Origin of the sequence: Eleftheria terrae, from assembly GCF_030419005.1 — a bacterium.
Lineage (GTDB): Bacteria > Pseudomonadota > Gammaproteobacteria > Burkholderiales > Burkholderiaceae_C > Caldimonas > Caldimonas terrae.
The window spans coordinates 46,647-62,432 of record NZ_CP106951.1 but is presented as its reverse complement, the minus strand read 5'-3'; the positions used below and the strand labels follow the sequence as shown (position 1 = coordinate 62,432).

The 15,786-nt window shown below is 69.2% G+C and carries 15 protein-coding genes and 1 tRNA gene; 9 read left to right on the top strand and 7 right to left on the bottom strand.

What is annotated here, in order from left to right; all coding sequences use genetic code 11:
• From N7L95_RS00640 to N7L95_RS00630, 3 genes are read left to right on the top strand one after another with little or no spacing between them, the layout of a single operon-like run.
• Positions 1-396 (top strand): sirohydrochlorin chelatase, encoded by a 396-nt coding sequence (locus tag N7L95_RS00640; protein ID WP_301257891.1) that lies wholly within the window; start codon positions 1-3, stop codon positions 394-396.
• 34 nt (positions 397-430) lie between these two features.
• Positions 431-1,387: a CysB family HTH-type transcriptional regulator gene (locus tag N7L95_RS00635; RefSeq protein ID WP_301257890.1), complete on the top strand. Its 957-nt coding sequence runs from the start codon at positions 431-433 to the stop codon at positions 1,385-1,387.
• A 20-nt stretch (positions 1,388-1,407) separates the two neighbouring features.
• Positions 1,408-2,589 carry a pyridoxal phosphate-dependent aminotransferase gene (locus N7L95_RS00630; RefSeq protein ID WP_301257889.1) on the top strand — a complete coding sequence of 394 codons (1,182 nt, stop codon included), beginning with the start codon at positions 1,408-1,410 and terminating at the stop codon, positions 2,587-2,589.
• Between the two features lie 35 nt (positions 2,590-2,624).
• Here N7L95_RS00630 and N7L95_RS00625 read toward each other — a convergent pair whose 3' ends face one another.
• A complete protein-coding gene (locus N7L95_RS00625; protein WP_301257888.1) occupies positions 2,625-4,721 on the bottom strand; it encodes a hypothetical protein in 2,097 nt (698 codons plus the stop codon).
• Positions 4,722-4,922: 201 nt separating this feature from the next.
• On the opposite strand from N7L95_RS00625, the gene N7L95_RS00620 reads away from it, so the two are divergent.
• On the top strand, positions 4,923-5,699 hold the full coding sequence (locus N7L95_RS00620) for an oxepin-CoA hydrolase, alternative type (protein WP_301257887.1): 777 nt from the start codon (positions 4,923-4,925) through the stop codon (positions 5,697-5,699).
• Between the two features lie 21 nt (positions 5,700-5,720).
• Positions 5,721-6,437, top strand: a complete 717-nt coding sequence (locus N7L95_RS00615) for a histidine phosphatase family protein (RefSeq protein WP_301257886.1) — start codon at positions 5,721-5,723, stop codon at positions 6,435-6,437.
• A gap of 15 nt (positions 6,438-6,452) precedes the next feature.
• Here the strand turns inward: N7L95_RS00615 and N7L95_RS00610 are convergent, their stop codons facing one another.
• The gene (locus N7L95_RS00610) at positions 6,453-7,235 is read right to left on the bottom strand and encodes a class II aldolase/adducin family protein (RefSeq protein WP_301257885.1); all 783 of its coding nucleotides are present in this window, start codon (positions 7,233-7,235) and stop codon (positions 6,453-6,455) included.
• A gap of 87 nt (positions 7,236-7,322) precedes the next feature.
• Between N7L95_RS00610 and N7L95_RS00605 the strand changes: the two genes are divergently transcribed.
• From N7L95_RS00605 to N7L95_RS00595, 3 genes are read left to right on the top strand one after another with little or no spacing between them, the layout of a single operon-like run.
• Positions 7,323-8,027, top strand: coding sequence for a Crp/Fnr family transcriptional regulator (locus tag N7L95_RS00605; RefSeq protein ID WP_301257884.1), 705 nt, complete (start codon positions 7,323-7,325; stop codon positions 8,025-8,027).
• 57 nt (positions 8,028-8,084) lie between these two features.
• On the top strand, positions 8,085-9,161 hold the full coding sequence (locus N7L95_RS00600; RefSeq protein ID WP_301257883.1) for a phosphotransferase family protein: 1,077 nt from the start codon (positions 8,085-8,087) through the stop codon (positions 9,159-9,161).
• A 40-nt stretch (positions 9,162-9,201) separates the two neighbouring features.
• Positions 9,202-10,419, top strand: coding sequence for an acyl-CoA dehydrogenase family protein (locus N7L95_RS00595; RefSeq protein ID WP_301257882.1), 1,218 nt, complete (start codon positions 9,202-9,204; stop codon positions 10,417-10,419).
• A 165-nt stretch (positions 10,420-10,584) separates the two neighbouring features.
• Here the strand turns inward: N7L95_RS00595 and N7L95_RS00590 are convergent, their stop codons facing one another.
• On the bottom strand, positions 10,585-11,352 hold the full coding sequence (locus N7L95_RS00590) for a hypothetical protein (RefSeq protein ID WP_301257881.1): 768 nt from the start codon (positions 11,350-11,352) through the stop codon (positions 10,585-10,587).
• Between the two features lie 107 nt (positions 11,353-11,459).
• Here N7L95_RS00590 and N7L95_RS00585 point away from each other — a divergent pair, with 107 nt between their 5' ends.
• Positions 11,460-12,152: a glutathione binding-like protein gene (locus N7L95_RS00585; protein ID WP_301257880.1), complete on the top strand. Its 693-nt coding sequence runs from the start codon at positions 11,460-11,462 to the stop codon at positions 12,150-12,152.
• Between the two features lie 38 nt (positions 12,153-12,190).
• Here N7L95_RS00585 and N7L95_RS00580 read toward each other — a convergent pair whose 3' ends face one another.
• The 4 genes from N7L95_RS00580 to glgX form a co-directional block, all read right to left on the bottom strand.
• Positions 12,191-12,436, bottom strand: coding sequence for a hypothetical protein (locus tag N7L95_RS00580; protein WP_301257879.1), 246 nt, complete (start codon positions 12,434-12,436; stop codon positions 12,191-12,193).
• Between the two features lie 159 nt (positions 12,437-12,595).
• Positions 12,596-12,672: transfer RNA gene (locus N7L95_RS00575), tRNA-Arg, on the bottom strand.
• 154 nt (positions 12,673-12,826) lie between these two features.
• Positions 12,827-12,991, bottom strand: coding sequence for a hypothetical protein (locus tag N7L95_RS00570; protein WP_301257878.1), 165 nt, complete (start codon positions 12,989-12,991; stop codon positions 12,827-12,829).
• Between the two features lie 450 nt (positions 12,992-13,441).
• Entirely contained in the window at positions 13,442-15,625 is a 2,184-nt protein-coding gene (gene glgX, locus N7L95_RS00565) for a glycogen debranching protein GlgX (RefSeq protein ID WP_301257877.1), read from the bottom strand.
• Positions 15,626-15,786: the final 161 nt, after the last annotated feature.

The window sequence follows — 15,786 nt, the reverse complement described above, 5'->3', positions numbered from 1 at the left end:
ATGGACACCGGCATCCTGCTCTTCGCGCACGGCGCGCGCGACCCCCACTGGGCCCAGCCCTTCGAAGCGGTGGCGGCGCGGCTGCGCACGCTCGCGCCGGGCGCCGTGGTGGAACTGGCCTTCCTTGAGTTCATGGCCCCCACGCTCGAGGAAGCCGGCAGCCGCCTGGTGACGGCCGGCTGCACCCAGGTGAGCGTGGTGCCGCTGTTCCTCGGCGCCGGCGGCCATGTGCGCAAGGACCTGCCGGCCCTGCTGCAGAGCCTGGCCGGCCGCCATCCGGCGGTGCGCTGGAACCTGCAGCCCGCGGTGGGCGAGACCGACGAAGTGGTGCAGGCCATGGCCGCCAGCGCCTTGCGGCTGAGCTTGCCACAGGCGCACGAAAACATGCCTCGGTGACATAATTTCGGCCATTCTCAGAACAGGCCGAAATATGAACCTGCATCAGTTCCGCTTCGTTCAGGAGGCCGTCCGCCGCAACCTCAACCTGACCGAGACGGCCAAGGCGCTCTACACCTCGCAGCCCGGCATCTCGAAAGCCATCCTGGAACTGGAGGAGGAGCTGGGCGTGGACATCTTCGCGCGCCACGGCAAGCGCCTCAAACGGGTGACCGAACCCGGCCAGGAGGTGCTGAAGTCCATCGAGATCATCATGCGCGAGGTGGGCAACCTCAAGCGCATCGGCGAGGAGTTCTCCAAGCAGGACGCCGGCACGCTGTCCATCGCCACCACCCACACGCAGGCCCGCTATGTCCTGCCGACGCCGGTGGCCCAGCTGCGCAAGCGCTTCCCCAAGGTCAACGTCAGCCTGCACCAGGGCACGCCGGAGCAGGTGGCGCAGATGCTGATGGAGGAGTCGGCCGAGATCGGGCTGGCCACCGAGTCGCTGGCCAGCTACGAGGAACTGATCACCCTGCCCTGCTACGAGTGGCAGCACGTGGCGGTGTTCCCGGCCCAGCATCCGCTGGCCCAGGTCGACCGGCTGTCGCTGGAGCAGCTGGCAGGCGAGCCGCTGATCTCCTACCACCCGTCCTTCACCGGGCGCACCAAGATCGATCACGCCTTCGCCCTCAAGCGGCTGAAGCCGAATGTGGTGCTCGAAGCGATCGACTCCGACGTCATCAAGACCTATGTGCGCCTGGGCCTCGGCGTGGGCATTGTGGCCGAGATGGCGGTGCGCGACGACCCGGCCTTCCTGTCCGGCAGCGGCGACCTGGTGTGGCGGCCCACCGGCCACCTGTTCGGACAGAACGTGGCCCGCATCGCGTTCAAGCGCGGCGCCTACCTGCGCAACTTCGTCTATGCCTTTGCCGAGTCGCTGTCGGACCGCCTCAATCGCAGCCTCATCACCCGGGCGATGGGCAACGAAACCCCCAGCTACGACCTGTGACGCCGCCGGAGATCTCCGCCATGACGCCAACCGCCACTGCCCGCACGCCCGACATCGGCACCAAGCTGCCACAGGTCGGCACCACCATCTTCACCGTGATGTCGACCCTCGCCCAGGAGCACGGCGCGGTGAACCTGGGCCAGGGCTTCCCGGACTTCGGCTGCGACCCGCGGCTGGTGGAGGCGGTTGCCGCCGCCATGCAGGCCGGCCACAACCAGTACCCGGCGATGGCCGGCGTGCCGGCACTGCGCGAAGCCATCGCCACCAAGATGGAAGCGCTCTATGACCGGCGCTACGACCCGCAGACCGAGCTGACCGTGACCGCCGGGGCCACCCAGGGCATCCTGACCGCCATCCTGGCGGTGGTGCGGCCGGGCGACGAGGTCATCGTGCTCGAACCCTGCTACGACAGCTACGAGCCGAACATTGCGCTGGCCGGCGGGAAAGCGGTGTTCGTGCCGCTGGGGCACGAGGGCGAGCCAGGCAGTTTCCGGCCTGACTTCGGCCGCATTGCCGCGGCCATCACGCCGCGCACCCGGGCCCTGCTGATCAACACCCCGCACAATCCCAGCGCGACGGTCTGGACCCGCGAGGACATGCTGGCCCTGGCCGAGCTGCTGCGGCCCACCGACATCGTCGTGATCAGCGACGAGGTCTACGAGCACATGGTCTACGACGGCCGGCGCCATGAGAGCGTGGCCGCCCACCCCGAACTGGCGGCGCGCAGCTTCATCGTCTCGAGCTTCGGCAAGACCTACCATGTCACCGGCTGGAAGGTGGGCTACGTGGCGGCGCCGGCCCCGCTGACCTCCGAGTTCCGCAAGGTCCACCAGTTCAACGTCTTCACGGTGAACACGCCGATGCAGCACGGCCTGGCGGCCTACATGGCGGACTCGCAGCCCTACCTGGGCCTGAGCGACTTCTACCAGCGCAAGCGCGACTTCTTCCGCGCCGGCCTGGCGGGCACGCGCTTTCGCCTGCTGCCGAGCGAAGGCAGCTACTTCCAGTGCGTCGACTACAGCGCCATCAGCGACCTGGGCGAAGTGGAATTCTGCCGCTGGCTGACCCGCGAGATCGGGGTGGCGGCGATCCCGCTGTCGGTGTTCTACAGCCAGCCGCGCGAACAGCGGCTGGTGCGCTTCTGCTTTGCCAAACAGGACGGCACGCTGAGCGAGGCACTGCACCGCCTGGCGCGGCTCTGAGGCAGGCCTGAGCAGCCGGGCGGGCGGCTGCGGCGTCAGGAGCTGCGGCTGCCGGGGCGGCTGTGCCCGTCCGCGGGCAGATCCAGCTCGATCGGTTCGAAGTCGATGAGGTTGTCGCGCCCGGACCGGGGCGCTGCCGCCGGGCTGGCGGGCGGCAGTTCCGGCAGGCCGGTGCCGCTGGCCGTCAGATCGAGCGGCAGATCCACTTCGTGCGACGGGCCGGGCCCGTCGTAGGCCCGCACCGGCGTGGTGGCGGTCAGCGGCTCCAGCATGGTGTGCGAGAAGTCGGCGCCCTCGGCCTCCAGCGGCAGCAGCAAGTCGACGTCGGGACTGTCGCCTTCCGCGCGATCGCGCGCCACCGAGTACAGCAGCAGCAATTCGCGATAAGCCGGCAGGTCGAAGGTCTGCGCGGCGCTGTCGCGCCGCAACAGCGAGGCTTGCAGCACCTCGAGCGCACGCGAGGGCGTCTCCCAGAGCGCCTGCAAGCGGGAGACGACCGTCGGGTAGTCCTCGAGCGAGCGGCCGTCGGCCAGCGCATCCTCCCACGCCGGGGCATAGGCATTGAAGCGCTCGTTGAACTGCTCGCGGATGCGCTCGTAGGCCTCGTGCTCGCCGCGGCGCTGGTAGATCTCCAGCAGCTTCAGGTAGGGCAAGGGACTGCCATCCGGATGGCCGGAGACATGGCCCAGCAACAGGTCGATGGCGGCCTCTTCCTGGCCCAGCGCCACGAAGAACTCGGCCTGCTGCTCCAGGTCGATCAGCTCTTCCACAGACACGGTCGGCGCGCCAGCCAGGTCTTCACGCTGCGGGGCCGGTGCGGCAACCGTCGGCGCCGGGCGCGGCGCAAGCGGCACCCGGGCCGGCGGCTGGGTGGCAGGAAGCGGTGGCGCCACCGGTGGCGGCTGGATGGCGACGGCCGGCGCTACCGGTGCAGGCGGCTCCACGCGCGGGCTGGGCACGGGCGACGCAGCCAGCGGCGGTGGGGCGAGCGGCGGCTCTTCGGCGCCGAGATCCAGCTCGTCGTCGTCAGGCGGGGTATCGTCGCCACCGCGTGCGGGCGCCAGCTCCGACGGGCGCCACCAGATGCGCGGCCCGCCACCCGGAGCGCGCAGGGCCCACAACAGGCCCAGCGCGAGCAGCGCCGACAAGGCCAGCAGCCCATAGGTGAGCCATGCCGGGCCACTGCCATGGCGGGCCGCCTGCTGCAGTTCGGTCCGCATGGCGTCGATGCTGCCGCGAGTCTGGGCGGATTCGTGTCGCAGCTGGGCCAGTTGCTGCTCCAGCTGCTTCACGCGCTGCAGCTCGCGCGCGATCTGCTCGGGCGAGCTGTTCAGAGCCTGCCAGGCGGTCGCCGCGGCACGGCGCTGCTCGTCGCTGGCCTCGGGGGCCGCTGCCAGTTCGGGCGAGGTGCGCAGCGATGGGCCGCTGCCCTGGGGCGGCTCCAACGGGTCCAGCCGCAGCCGGGCCTCGGTGCGAGGGGCGGCCGCCGGAGCGCTGGCCGTGGCGGGCGCAGCGGGAGCTGCGGCGGCCGCTGCGGCAGCCCGGCGACGCGCCGGGCGGCGTGGTGGGGTGGCCGGCTCGGCCGCCGATGCGGAAGGCCCCGCCGCAGCCACAGCGGCGGGGGCGTCTGCCTCTGCGGGGACAGGCTCGCGTCGAGGCCGGGCCGGGCGCCGCTGCGGCCGAGGCGCCTCGGGTGCCGGCGCCTCGGCCGTGCTGCCGGCGTCGGCCTGCGTCACCGGCAGGCTGGCACGCACCGGCGGCGGGTCGGCGAAGGCGACGAAGCTGCGGGAGATGCGCGAGACACAGCCGGCACTGACGTTGACGGTGACGATCGGCTCATGCACCGGCACCAGCGTGCGCAGCTTCAGCACCCATTCGCCGGCCGTGCGGCCGGGGCTCACCTGCAGCTGGATCGACGAGGACGGCAGGGGGGCATCGCCCAGCACCACTTCGGCATTCACGCACTCGGAGGAGAAACCGTCGCCCGGCTCGGCCCGGACCGGCACCGTGACGTCCAGCGGCCGGCCGATGAAGGCAGATGTGCGGGCCTCCCCGAGACCCAGGGCCGCAGCGTCCGCGCACGCCCCCAGCAAGACAACAACCGTGGTCAGCCAGGTGCGGTACTTCTTCATGCGTGCGCTGTTGACATACTGAAACAGACTCTAGCACGGCCACCTGGCCACCGGCCAAACAAGGCCGGCGACCGGCGGGCGGACAGCCAGCTTGCGAAGGCCGGCCCTGCCCGGTTGCGGAACGCCTCATGCACAATCGGCCTCGCCGATTGGCAAGCCCCGCGCCGGGTGGAACCACAGTCTATCGAGAAGCACTGCACGATGACGAGCGAACTGCAAACCGAACGCCTGGATCGTACCCTGGTCTTGACGCTGCACGACCCCGAGACGCGAAATGCCCTGTCAGAGGAGATCACCGTGGCAGGCGTGGAGGCGCTGAACATGGCCGAATCGTCCGACGAGGTGCACTGTGTCGTCATCACCGGCGCCAACGGCAGCTTCTGCTCCGGCGGCAACCTGCACCAGCTGAGGCAGAACAGCCGCCTCGGCCGCGAGCCGCAGACCCAGCGGCTGGAGCGTTTCCACCGCTGGATCGAGGCGATCCGGGCCTTCCCCAAGCCGGTGATCGCGGCGGTCGAGGGCAGCGCTGCCGGCGGCGGCTTCTCGCTCGCGATGGCCTGCGACCTGGTGGTGGCGGCCCGCGACGCCCGCTTCAGCCTGGCCTACCACCGCGTCGGCCTGTCGCCGGACGGCGGCATCACATGGCAGCTGATGCAGATGCTGCCGCGCCCGCTGGTGGCCGAGATGGTGTGGCTCTGCGAAGCCGTCACCGCCGAGCGCCTGCATGCGGTGGGCCTTGTCAATCGAGTGACAGACAAGGGCGACGCGCTGTCCGAAGCTCTGGCCCTGGCCGAGCGGCTGGCGCAGACCGCGCCGCACGCGCTGGCGAGCAGCAAGGAGCTGTTCAACCAGTGGCCTGCCTCCCTGACCCAGCAACTGGACGCCGAGCGAGACAGCTTTGTCGACAACCTCCTGCACCCCCATGCCGCCGAAGGCATTGCGGCCTTCTTCGAGAAGCGCCCGCCACGCTACCGCTGACGCCCTGCGCAGAGGCCGCCGATGACGGCCGCCTGGCCGCAGCGCCGGCGCATCTACCTGATGCGCCATGGCTCGGTGGACTACTTCCTGGCCGACGGCACGCCTGTGGCACCCGACGGCGTGGCCCTCAACGACACCGGCCGCCAGCAGGCGGACGCGGCCGGGGCACTGTTCGGGGCCGCGGGCGTGCAATTCGACCGGGTGGTGGTCAGCGGCCTGCCGCGCACCGTCGAGACGGCCGAGCGGGTGCTGGCCGCCGCCGGGCAGGCCACGCCCTGGCAGACCGAGCCGCGCCTGCAGGAGATCCGCTCCGGCCGGCTGGCCGACATCCCGCGCAGCGAGTTGCGCGGTGCCTTCCTCGGTGCCTTCCAGGGGCAGGTGGACGAGTCGGCCCGCTTCCTCGGCGGCGAATCGATCGGCGAGATGCTGGACCGGGCATTGCCGGCCTTCCAGGACTTGCTGGCCGATGCGCAGTGGCAGCAGATGCTGCTGGTGCTGCACGGCGGCGTGAACCGCGCGCTGCTGTCGTATGCGCTGGCGGGCCAGCGCTGCTTCCTGGGCCGCATGGAGCAGGCGCCGGCCTGCATCAACGTGCTGGATGTCGGCGCGGCCGACACGGTGGTGCGCGCCATCAACCTGGCGCCGACCCAATGGCTGCATGAGCGCGAACGCTACACCACCATGGAGAAGCTGCTGTCGCAGTACCTGCGCATCGAAGGCAGCACGCCGCGCAGCTGAGGCGGCGGCCGGCCCTCAGTGGCGGTAGCCCGGGTCCAGGCGGTCGAGCCGGCGCAGCAGGCCCGGCCACGCGAGTGCGCCGGCGCCCTGCCCGCGCGTGACCTCGCGGGCCTGCCGCGCCGCACCTTGGATGAGGGCCGCATCGACCGGCACCAGCTCGCCTCCACCGGACTGCGCCCGCAACTGGATGGTGCAGACGGTCTCGAACAGGTACATCGCCAGGAAGGCATCGGCCACCGTGGCGCCGACGGTCAGCAGGCCGTGGTTGCGCAGCATCAGGTAGGTGTGCTCGCCCAAGTCGCGTACCAGGCGCGGCTTTTCGTCCTCGCGCAGGGCCACGCCCTCGTAGTCGTGGTAGCCCAGGCTCGACAGCACGAAGATCGATTGCTGCGACAGCGGCAGCACCCCGCCCTTCTGTGCCGACACCGCGACGCCGTTGAGGGTGTGGGTGTGCAGCACGCAGCCCGCATCATGGCGCGCGGCATGGATGGCGCTGTGTATGGTGAAGCCGGCCGGGTTGATGTCGAAGGGCGTGTCGCCAACCTTGCGTCCCTGCAAGTCCACCTTCACCAGGCTGGAGGCAGTGATCTCGTCGAACAGCAGACCATAGGGATTGATGAGAAACTGGTCCTCGGTGCCCGGCACGCGGGCGGTGATGTGGGTGAAGACCAGGTCGTCCCAGCGGAACCAGGCCACCAGCCGGTAGGCGGCAGCCAGGTCCACCCGCGCCTGCCATTCGGCGTCGCTCACCTGTCCCGCGAGGCTGGGTATCTGTAGCCCGGAGGTCGTCGAAGCCATCGTGCATCTCCTGTGTCTCAGTGGTCGAGGGGTGGGTGGAAAATACGCCGCGCGGCCTCTGCAGCCTTGTCACTTCAGCGACAAAACATGAACAGCCCCATTCTTACAATCGCCGAACGCAACACGATCGAGTCCGGCCCGTGGTTCTCCAAGCTCTCGCCTGCCCTGCGTTCCGCCATCCTGTCGAAGTCGACGGTGCGGCGCGTGTCGGACGGGGCCCTGCTCTCCACCCGCGGACAGGCCGCCGACGAGTGGATCGGCGTCGCCCGCGGCGCGGTGCGCGTCAGCTCGGTGTCGCTGTCGGGCAAGCAGATCACCTTGACCTATGTGGAGCCGGGCACCTGGTTCGGCGACATCGCGCTGTTCGACGGCCTGCCGCGCACCCACGATGCCAATGCCCATGGCGAGACCACCTTGCTGGTGGTTCGCAAGCCGGACTTCAAGCAGCTCTTGCAGCAGCACGCCGAGCTGTACGAAGCCCTGCTGCGGTTGAACTGCCGGCGGCTGCGTCTGATGTTCAACGTGGTCGAGGACCTCAACACCCTGCCGCTGGCAGCCCGCCTGGCCAAGCAGTTGCTGCTGCTGGCACGCTCGTATGGCATTGCGCAGGGCGAGGAGATCCGCATCGGGCTGCAGCTGGCACAGGAAGACCTGGCGCAGCTGCTGGGCGCTTCGCGCCAGCGCGTCAACCAGGAGCTCAAGAGCTTCGAGCGCGAGGGCTGCTTGCGCATCGAGCCCACCCGGCTGGTGGTGCTCTCGAAAGAAAAACTGATGGCGATCGCGGAGGGCTAGCCTGGCAGGCAGGGCGTCGTTCCGGTATCGCTTCTGACACCAAGGAAGCATGAACTGATGGACGCCTATACCGGCACCCGCCCCGTCACCGGCTCGCACGCCTTCGACACCGAGGCGCTCGCCCGCTACCTGCAGGCCCACCTGCCGGGCTTCGAAGGCCCGCTGTCGGTGGAGCAGTTCAAGGGCGGGCAATCGAACCCAACCTACAAGCTCATCACTCCGGCACGGCCCTACGTGATGCGCGCCAAGCCCGGGCCGGTGGCCCGCTTGCTGCCCTCCGCCCATGCCATCGAGCGCGAGTTCAAGGTCATGCAGGCCCTGCACGGCAGCGAGGTACCGGTGGCCCGCATGCACCTGCTGTGCGAGGACGAATCCGTCATCGGCCGGGCCTTCTACGTGATGGAATTCGTCGAGGGCCGGGTGATGTGGGAGCAGTCGCTGCCGGAGTTGCAGCCGGCCGAGCGGGCCCGCATCTATGACGAGATGAACCGTGTGATCGCGGCGCTGCACCGGGTCGACGTGCAGGCCTGCGGCCTGGCCGACTATGGCAAGCCGGGCAACTACTTCGAGCGGCAGATCGGCCGCTGGAGCAAGCAGTACCAGGCCTCCATCACCGAGCCGATCGAGGCGATGGACCGGTTGATCGAATGGCTGCCCGCCCACATCCCGGCCAGCGGCCGGGACGATCGCCAAGTGTCCATCGTGCATGGTGACTACCGGCTCGACAACCTCATCTTCCATCCCAGCGAGCCCCGCGTGCTCGCCGTGCTCGACTGGGAGCTGTCCACGCTGGGCCACCCGCTGGCCGACTTCAGCTACCACTGCATGGCCTGGCACATCCCGCCCGGTGCCTTCCGCGGCATCGGCGGCCTGGACCATGCGGCACTCGGCATCCCCGCCGAGCGCGACTATGTGCGCCGCTACTGCGAACGGACCGGGCGCGGTGACGCCGATGCGCTGATGGCCGACTGGAACTTCTACCTCGCCTACAACCTGTTCCGGCTGGCCGGCATCCTGCAGGGCATCGCCAAGCGGGTGGTGGACGGCACCGCCTCCAGTGCGCAGGCCAAGCAGGCCGCCGCCGGCGCCCGGCCGCTGGCCGAGATGGCCTGGCGCTTCGCGCAGAACGTCTGAGCGGCACGCGCCGCCTCCCGCATCCCATCACGGAGATCCCATGGACTTCGACTACTCGCCCAAGACCAAGGAGCTGCAGGCCCGCCTGACGGCTTTCATGGACCAGCACATCTACCCGAACGAGGGCCGCTTCACCGAAGAGATCGAAGCCAACACGCGGGCCGGCAAGCGCTGGACGCCGCTGCAGCTGCTGGAGGAACTCAAGCCCAAGGCCCGCGCGGCCGGGCTGTGGAACCTCTTCCTGCCCGACAGCGACCGCGGTGCCGGGCTGAGCAACCAGGAATACGCGCCGCTGGCCGAGATCATGGGCCGGGTGCCATGGGCCAGCGAGGTCTTCAACTGCTCGGCGCCCGACACCGGCAACATGGAAGTGCTGGTGCGCTACGGCACGCCGGCCCAGCAGCGCGAATGGCTGGAGCCGCTGCTGGAAGGCCGCATCCGCAGCGCCTTCGCGATGACCGAGCCCGAGGTCGCCTCCTCCGACGCGACCAACATCTGCGCCCGCATCGAGCGCCAGGGCGACGAGTACGTCATCAACGGCCGCAAGTGGTGGACCTCCGGCGCGGGCGACCCGCGCTGCAAGATCATGATCTTCATGGGCAAGACCGACCCCGACGCGCCGCGCCACCAGCAGCAGTCGATGATCCTGGTGCCCACCGAGACACCGGGCGTGAAGATCCTGCGGCCACTGGGCGTGTTCGGCTACGACGACGCGCCGCACGGCCACATGGAGGTGCTGTTCGAGAACGTGCGGGTGCCGGCGTCCAACATGCTGCTGGGCGAAGGCCGCGGCTTCGAGATCGCGCAGGGCCGGCTCGGGCCGGGCCGCATCCACCACTGCATGCGCCTCATCGGCCTGGCCGAGCGCGCGCTGGAGCTGATGTGCCGGCGGGCTTCCGCCCGGGTGGCCTTCGGCAAGCCGGTGGCGGCCCAGACGGTGACGCAGGAGCGCATCGCCGAAGCGCGCTGCAAGATCGACCAGGCGCGGCTGCTGACGCTCAAGGCGGCCTGGATGATGGACGTGGCGGGCAACAAGGCCGCCAAGGCCGAGATCGCGATGATCAAGGTGGTGGCGCCCAACGTCGCCTGCCAGGTGATCGACTGGGCGCTGCAGGCCCATGGCGGCGGCGGCGTCTGCGAGGACTTCCCCATCGCCTACTTCTATGCCCAGGCCCGCACCCTGAGGCTGGCCGATGGCCCGGACGAGGTGCATCGCAACGCCATCGCCAAGATGGAGCTGGGCCGCTACGCGGCTTGACCCCGCGCCTGGCCCCGCGCGCCGACGCCGGGCATCGACCCGCGCCGGGCCGCAGGCGCGGGCGGCCGGGCAGCGCCGGCGCCGCGGCCTTCGCCGGCCGGCCGCAAGACGCGGCCCTCCCGCAATCGTCCCCCCTGCTGGGACCCCGCCTGCGGCGGTCCCGCCTCACTTGGGCGGCTTCAGCGGCGGCGGCTGCGAGTCCAACGGCAGCTCGATGTGCGACTCCGCATGCCAGGCGATGGAGGTGGTGCTCATCCAGGAGCCGTCGCTGTCTTCCTCCCATTGCGACATCGATTCCTTGGCGCGTTCCGCCGCCAGGCGGAACAGTTCCACCACTTCCTCCAGCAGCGACAGCGGCAGCTTGGGCAAGCGCATGCGCAGGTAGAGGCGACCCCGCAGGGTCATCATCGCGAAGGAGATGCCGTCCAGCGTCGTCACTGCCAGCACCGCGAGCCGGTCACCCAGCGGGCCCTGCAGCCAGCCGGAGGCGGCATGCGGCGCATTGGACACCATGCCGAAATGCTGCTTGAGGGCCGGCGACGACGGCAGCGCCACCTTGGGATACATGGCGAGCCACCGCATCTCTTCGGGCGAGGCGGTGTCGATGTGCGTTTCCACCCGCTTGGTGAAGCGCTCGAAGGCGGCTGTTTCCAGCTTGTCCTTCAATACGCGTGTCATCAAGAGCACGTTCAATGTGGGGGGGAGGTGCAGCTCGATGCGCATGCGCAATTCGAGGCCCTCGATATAGCCGCGCTGCGGCGGGCCGTATTCCAGCCTCCAGCGCTGACCGTCGAAGTCCCCCTCCATCAGCAATTTGAGCGACTCGCGGTCGCGCCGCAGCAGCCAACCCCGACCTTGGGCCCAGGCTTCTACCGACACCAGGTCGACGACTGGCCCTGCCCCCCCCAACCAGCGTTTCAGTGCATTCAGCATCGTTTTTCGTACGATGGGGGCCGCAAAAGGCGCGTCCCGACGGGCTTTTCAACACCCTGCTAGATTCCGGCCATCAGCCACAACCAAACCTCACGGAGCAGCGCCGAATGATCGAAGTGTATTCCTGGGCGACGCCCAACGGGCACAAAGTGCACATCATGCTCGAAGAGTGCGGCTTGCCTTACAGGGCGATTCCGGTGGACATCGGCGCGGGCGAGCAGTTCAGGCCCGAGTTCCTCGCGATCAGCCCGAACAACAAGATCCCTGCCATCGTCGACCCGGTGGGACCCGACGGCGAACCCATTTCCTTGTTTGAATCAGGCGCCATTCTGCTCTATCTCGCGGCCAAGACCGGCCGCCTGCTGCCGGCCGGCGACCGGGCCAAGTTCGAGGTGCTGCAGTGGCTGATGTTCCAGATGGGCGGCGTCGGGCCGATGCTGGGCCAGACCCATCACTTCCGCATCTATGCGCCGGAGAAGATCTCCTACGCGATCGATCGCTACACCAAGGAAGCCAAGCGGCTCTACGGCGTGATGGACAAGCGCCTGGAGGCCAGCCCTTACCTGGGCGGCGATGAATACAGCATTGCCGACATCGCGGTCTTCCCCTGGCTGCGCTCGTGGAAGAACCAAGGCATCGACTGGGCCGACTATCCGGCGCTCAAGCGCTGGTTCGACGAGATCGCGGCCCGGCCGGCGGTGCAGCGCGGCGTCGAGGTGCTGGCCCATGCCCGCCGCGAGTTGACCGACGACAAGGCGCGCGAAGCCCTGTTCGGCGCCCAGCAGTACCAGCGCCGGTGAAATGCGGTCGCCGCTGAACCGGGCGCAGCGGCGGCGAGCTAGAGGGCCAGGCGGTAGATCAGCGCCTGGGCCCGTTCCTCGGCACTGTGGCCGCGCAAGGCCTGGCGCCAGGCTTCGTCGGCTCCGGCGCGTTCAGGGGTGAGGCCGGCAGTCATCACCCCGACCTCCTCCGAAGTGGCATCGATCTCGGCCACCAGACGCCGCTCGGCGTCGAAGAGCAGCGCCTCCATCGGCCCGCCCGATTCGATCAGCACCAGGAAGGTGGCCCGGTTGTCTCTGTGCATGCGTGCTCCGGCTGCAATGCGATGGTTCAGCGTAGCATGCACTCGCCGAGCCCGATCCACGGGCAATCGCGACTGGCGCCAGGCGGCTCGCCTTGGAAGCACTGCGGGAGGCGAAACACCACTGGCTTGCCGGCATGGCCCCGCAAGCCGCGCCAGAGTTGGCCTGCCCAGAGGGACTCGAACCCCCGACCTACTGCTTAGAAGGCAGTTGCTCTATCCAGTTGAGCTATGGGCAGCCGGCGCAACGAAGTGCGAAAACGCTCGATTCTAAGGCTTGCCTGCAGCGAAGGACCTTTCACTTGTGAAGCGCTATGTGCAGTGCGCAGCCACCGCAGCAGAAGCGGCTCCTGCGCCGGCGCGTCGCACCGGCTTCGGGCCCGGAGTGCGTCGCTACATGCCCCTGTCCGCCTGCACCAGCCGCCGGTGGATCCCCGGATCGTCGAACGGCGTCCCGCCCGGCAGCCAGCTCGCCCGCAGTGCTTCGTCCAGCGCCTGCGGCCGGGCCTGGATTGGACGGTGGCGTGGCAGCACCCGGCCCACATAGGTCAGCAGCACCGGGCGCGCACCGCCGGGCCGGCATCCGCCAGCGAACCTTGCAACACCGGCAGCGCAACGGCTTGGTGCCACAGCAACGCGGCGGCTCCGCCCACGGCCGCACCACCGGCGCCGCTGCCGATCCGATCAATGCGTCGGGAGCCAGGTGGGCCAGCGCCGAGGGCAGCCCGAGCAGCCCAGCAGCCCAGCAGCGCAAGGCCGCCACCTGGGCCACCGGGTCGCTGCCCTGCGGGGCCCAGCCCACCAGCAGCAACTGAGCAGCCCGGCCCGGCGGAGCCCACGCTAGCGCCGAGATCACGCCGCGCAGCAGGCGTGCGGACCGACGGTGCAGGCGCCACTGCAGGTCGCCCTGCCAGGCCGCCGGTCCACCGTAGGCGGCCAGCCAGGTGCAGACACAGGCCTCGCCGGGGCCGGCCCAGCGGCCGAGCGCCTCGAGCTCGCCCGGCCAGGTCAGGCCGGCCCGGTCAGCACGGTCTCGAGGTGGGCGAAGGTGGAATCGGCGCTGCTCGACGCATCCAGGCGCAGCAGCAGCAGCGACCGGCCAGTGACCTGGTAGCAGTGGCCCACGTCGAATTCCGGCAGGCTGTCGCGCTCGGGCGCGTTGGTGTCCACCAGGCAAGTCCAGCGGGTGCCGCCCGTCACTTCGGGCAGAGTGAATTCGACCACGTCGTGCCAGGCATTCATGACCAGCAGCAAGGTGGCGTCCGCGGCTCGCCTGGCAATGCCAGTGGCCTGCGCCCGGCCATCCAGCACGACCCCGAAGCAGCGCATGCTGGCGTCGCTCCAGTGGTCGGGCGTCAGCTCCTGACCGTCAGGCGCAAGCCAGGTGGCGTCCTTCACCTGCAGTGCCTCGTTCCACTCACCCGTCAGGAAGCGGTTGCGGCGCAGCACCGGCAAGGCGTGACGCAGCGCAAGGAGCTTGCGCACGAAGGCCGACAGCGACCGTCCCCGCTCGTCGATGCCCGCCCAGTCCACCCAGGAGACCTCGTTGTCCTGGCAATACGCGTTGTTGTTGCCATGCTGGGTGCGGCCAAACTCGTCGCCGGCCAGCAGCATGGGCGTGCCCTGCGACAGCAGCAGCGTGCACAGCAGGTTGCGCTTCTGGCGCTCGCGCAGCTCCAGCACCTCGGGGTCCTCGGTCGGGCCCTCGGCGCCGCAGTTCCACGAGCGGTTGTCGGAGTGGCCGTCTCGGTTGTCCTCGCCGTTGAGCTCGTTGTGCTTGTCGTTGTAGCTGACCAGGTCCTGCAGCGTGAAGCCGTCGTGGGCGGTGATGAAGTTGACGCTGGCCCACGGCCGGCGGCCGCGGAAGTTGAACTTGTCGCCCGACGCGGTGAGCCGCTTGGCCAGTTCCGGTGCCACGCCTTCAGTGCCGCGCCAGAAGTCGCGCACGGTGTCGCGAAAGGTGTCGTTCCACTCGGCCCAGCCGGGCGGGAAGCGCCCGACCTGGTAGCCGCCGGGGCCGCAGTCCCAGGGCTCGGCGATCAGCTTGACGCTGGAGAGCACCGGGTCCTGCCGACAGCTGTCGAGGAAGCCGCCACCGTCATCGAAGCCGTGCGGCTCTCGCGCCAGGATGGTGGCCAGGTCGAAGCGGAAGCCGTCCACCCGCATCTCGGTGGCCCAGTAGCGCAGGCTGTCGGTCACCATCTGCAGCACCCGGGGGTGGCTCAGGTTGAGCGTGTTGCCGGTGCCGGTGTCGTTGATGTAGTAGCGTGGTTGGTCCGGCATGAGCCGGTAGTAGCTGGCGTTGTCCACGCCCTTGAAGGAGAGCGTCGGCCCGAGCTCGTTGCCCTCGGGCGTGTGGTTGTACACGACGTCGAGGATGACCTCCAGCCCGGCGGCATGGTAGCGGTCCACCATGGCCTTGAACTCGTCGATCCACGGCGCGCTCATGTAGTCGGGATGCAGCGCGAAGAAGCCAAGCGTGTCGTAGCCCCAGTAGTTGGACAGGCCCCTGTCGGTGAGCGCCTGCTGGCTGATGAACATCTGGATCGGCAGCAGCTCGACGCTCGTCACGCCGAGCTGGCGGATGTACTCCACCACCTCGTCGACCGCCAGGCCGGCGAACGTGCCGCGCAGGTGCTCGGGCACCGCCGGGTGGCGCCGGGTGTAGCCGCGCACATGGGTCTCGTAGAGGACCGTGCGCTCCCAGGGCACGCGGATGCGGTCGGGCTGCTTCCATTCGAAGCGTGAATCGACCACCACGCACTTCGGCATAAAGGCGGCGCTGTCGCGGGTGTCGAAGCTCAGGTCCGCATCCGGGTGCCCGAGGGTGTAGCCGAACAGCTCAGGCGCCCATCGCAGCCGCCCCATGTGGGCCTTGGCATAGGGGTCGAGCACCAGCTTGTTGGGGTTGAAACGGTGCCCGGCGTCCGGCTCATAGGGCCCGTGCACGCGGTAGGCATAGCGTGTTCCCGGCTGCAGGCCGGCCACATAGCCATGCCACACCTCGTCGGTGTACTCAGGCAAGGGGATGCGGGCGAGCTCCTGCTGCCCGCTCTCGTCGAAAAGGCACAGCTCCACCTTGGTGGCATATGCCGAAAAAATCGCAAAATTGACGCCATTGCCGTCGTAGGTCGCCCCGCGCGGAAAGGGCGAGCCCTCGTGGATGCGGCTGGAATCGATGGAGTGGGTCATGCTGTCTTGAGGTTTCGATGGCGGTGTGTCGCTGGGTGAGCAAGCACTGTGCCTTCTTCGCCTCAAGACCTGCGGCACACTGCGTGGACGCGCCAGCAGAAACCGCCCCCCATCGAGGCCGCGGTGGTATGCCACTTGCTTTCAAAGCCGCGGAGGTTGAA

What these genes read in the sequence shown, in the direction of transcription:
- N7L95_RS00620 (WP_301257887.1), top strand. Translation starts at nt 4,923, where the DNA reads ATGACGAGCGAACTGCAAACCGAACGCCTGGATCGTACCCTGGTCTTG.
- N7L95_RS00630 (WP_301257889.1), top strand. Translation starts at nt 1,408, where the DNA reads ATGACGCCAACCGCCACTGCCCGCACGCCCGACATCGGCACCAAGCTG.
- N7L95_RS00640 (WP_301257891.1), top strand. Translation starts at nt 1, where the DNA reads ATGGACACCGGCATCCTGCTCTTCGCGCACGGCGCGCGCGACCCCCAC.
- N7L95_RS00610 (WP_301257885.1), bottom strand. Translation starts at nt 7,235, where the DNA reads ATGGCTTCGACGACCTCCGGGCTACAGATACCCAGCCTCGCGGGACAG.
- N7L95_RS00600 (WP_301257883.1), top strand. Translation starts at nt 8,085, where the DNA reads ATGGACGCCTATACCGGCACCCGCCCCGTCACCGGCTCGCACGCCTTC.
- N7L95_RS00595 (WP_301257882.1), top strand. Translation starts at nt 9,202, where the DNA reads ATGGACTTCGACTACTCGCCCAAGACCAAGGAGCTGCAGGCCCGCCTG.
- N7L95_RS00580 (WP_301257879.1), bottom strand. Translation starts at nt 12,436, where the DNA reads ATGCACAGAGACAACCGGGCCACCTTCCTGGTGCTGATCGAATCGGGC.
- glgX (WP_301257877.1), bottom strand. Translation starts at nt 15,625, where the DNA reads ATGACCCACTCCATCGATTCCAGCCGCATCCACGAGGGCTCGCCCTTT.
- N7L95_RS00585 (WP_301257880.1), top strand. Translation starts at nt 11,460, where the DNA reads ATGATCGAAGTGTATTCCTGGGCGACGCCCAACGGGCACAAAGTGCAC.
- N7L95_RS00635 (WP_301257890.1), top strand. Translation starts at nt 431, where the DNA reads ATGAACCTGCATCAGTTCCGCTTCGTTCAGGAGGCCGTCCGCCGCAAC.
- N7L95_RS00625 (WP_301257888.1), bottom strand. Translation starts at nt 4,721, where the DNA reads ATGAAGAAGTACCGCACCTGGCTGACCACGGTTGTTGTCTTGCTGGGG.
- N7L95_RS00590 (WP_301257881.1), bottom strand. Translation starts at nt 11,352, where the DNA reads ATGCTGAATGCACTGAAACGCTGGTTGGGGGGGGCAGGGCCAGTCGTC.
- N7L95_RS00605 (WP_301257884.1), top strand. Translation starts at nt 7,323, where the DNA reads ATGAACAGCCCCATTCTTACAATCGCCGAACGCAACACGATCGAGTCC.
- N7L95_RS00615 (WP_301257886.1), top strand. Translation starts at nt 5,721, where the DNA reads ATGACGGCCGCCTGGCCGCAGCGCCGGCGCATCTACCTGATGCGCCAT.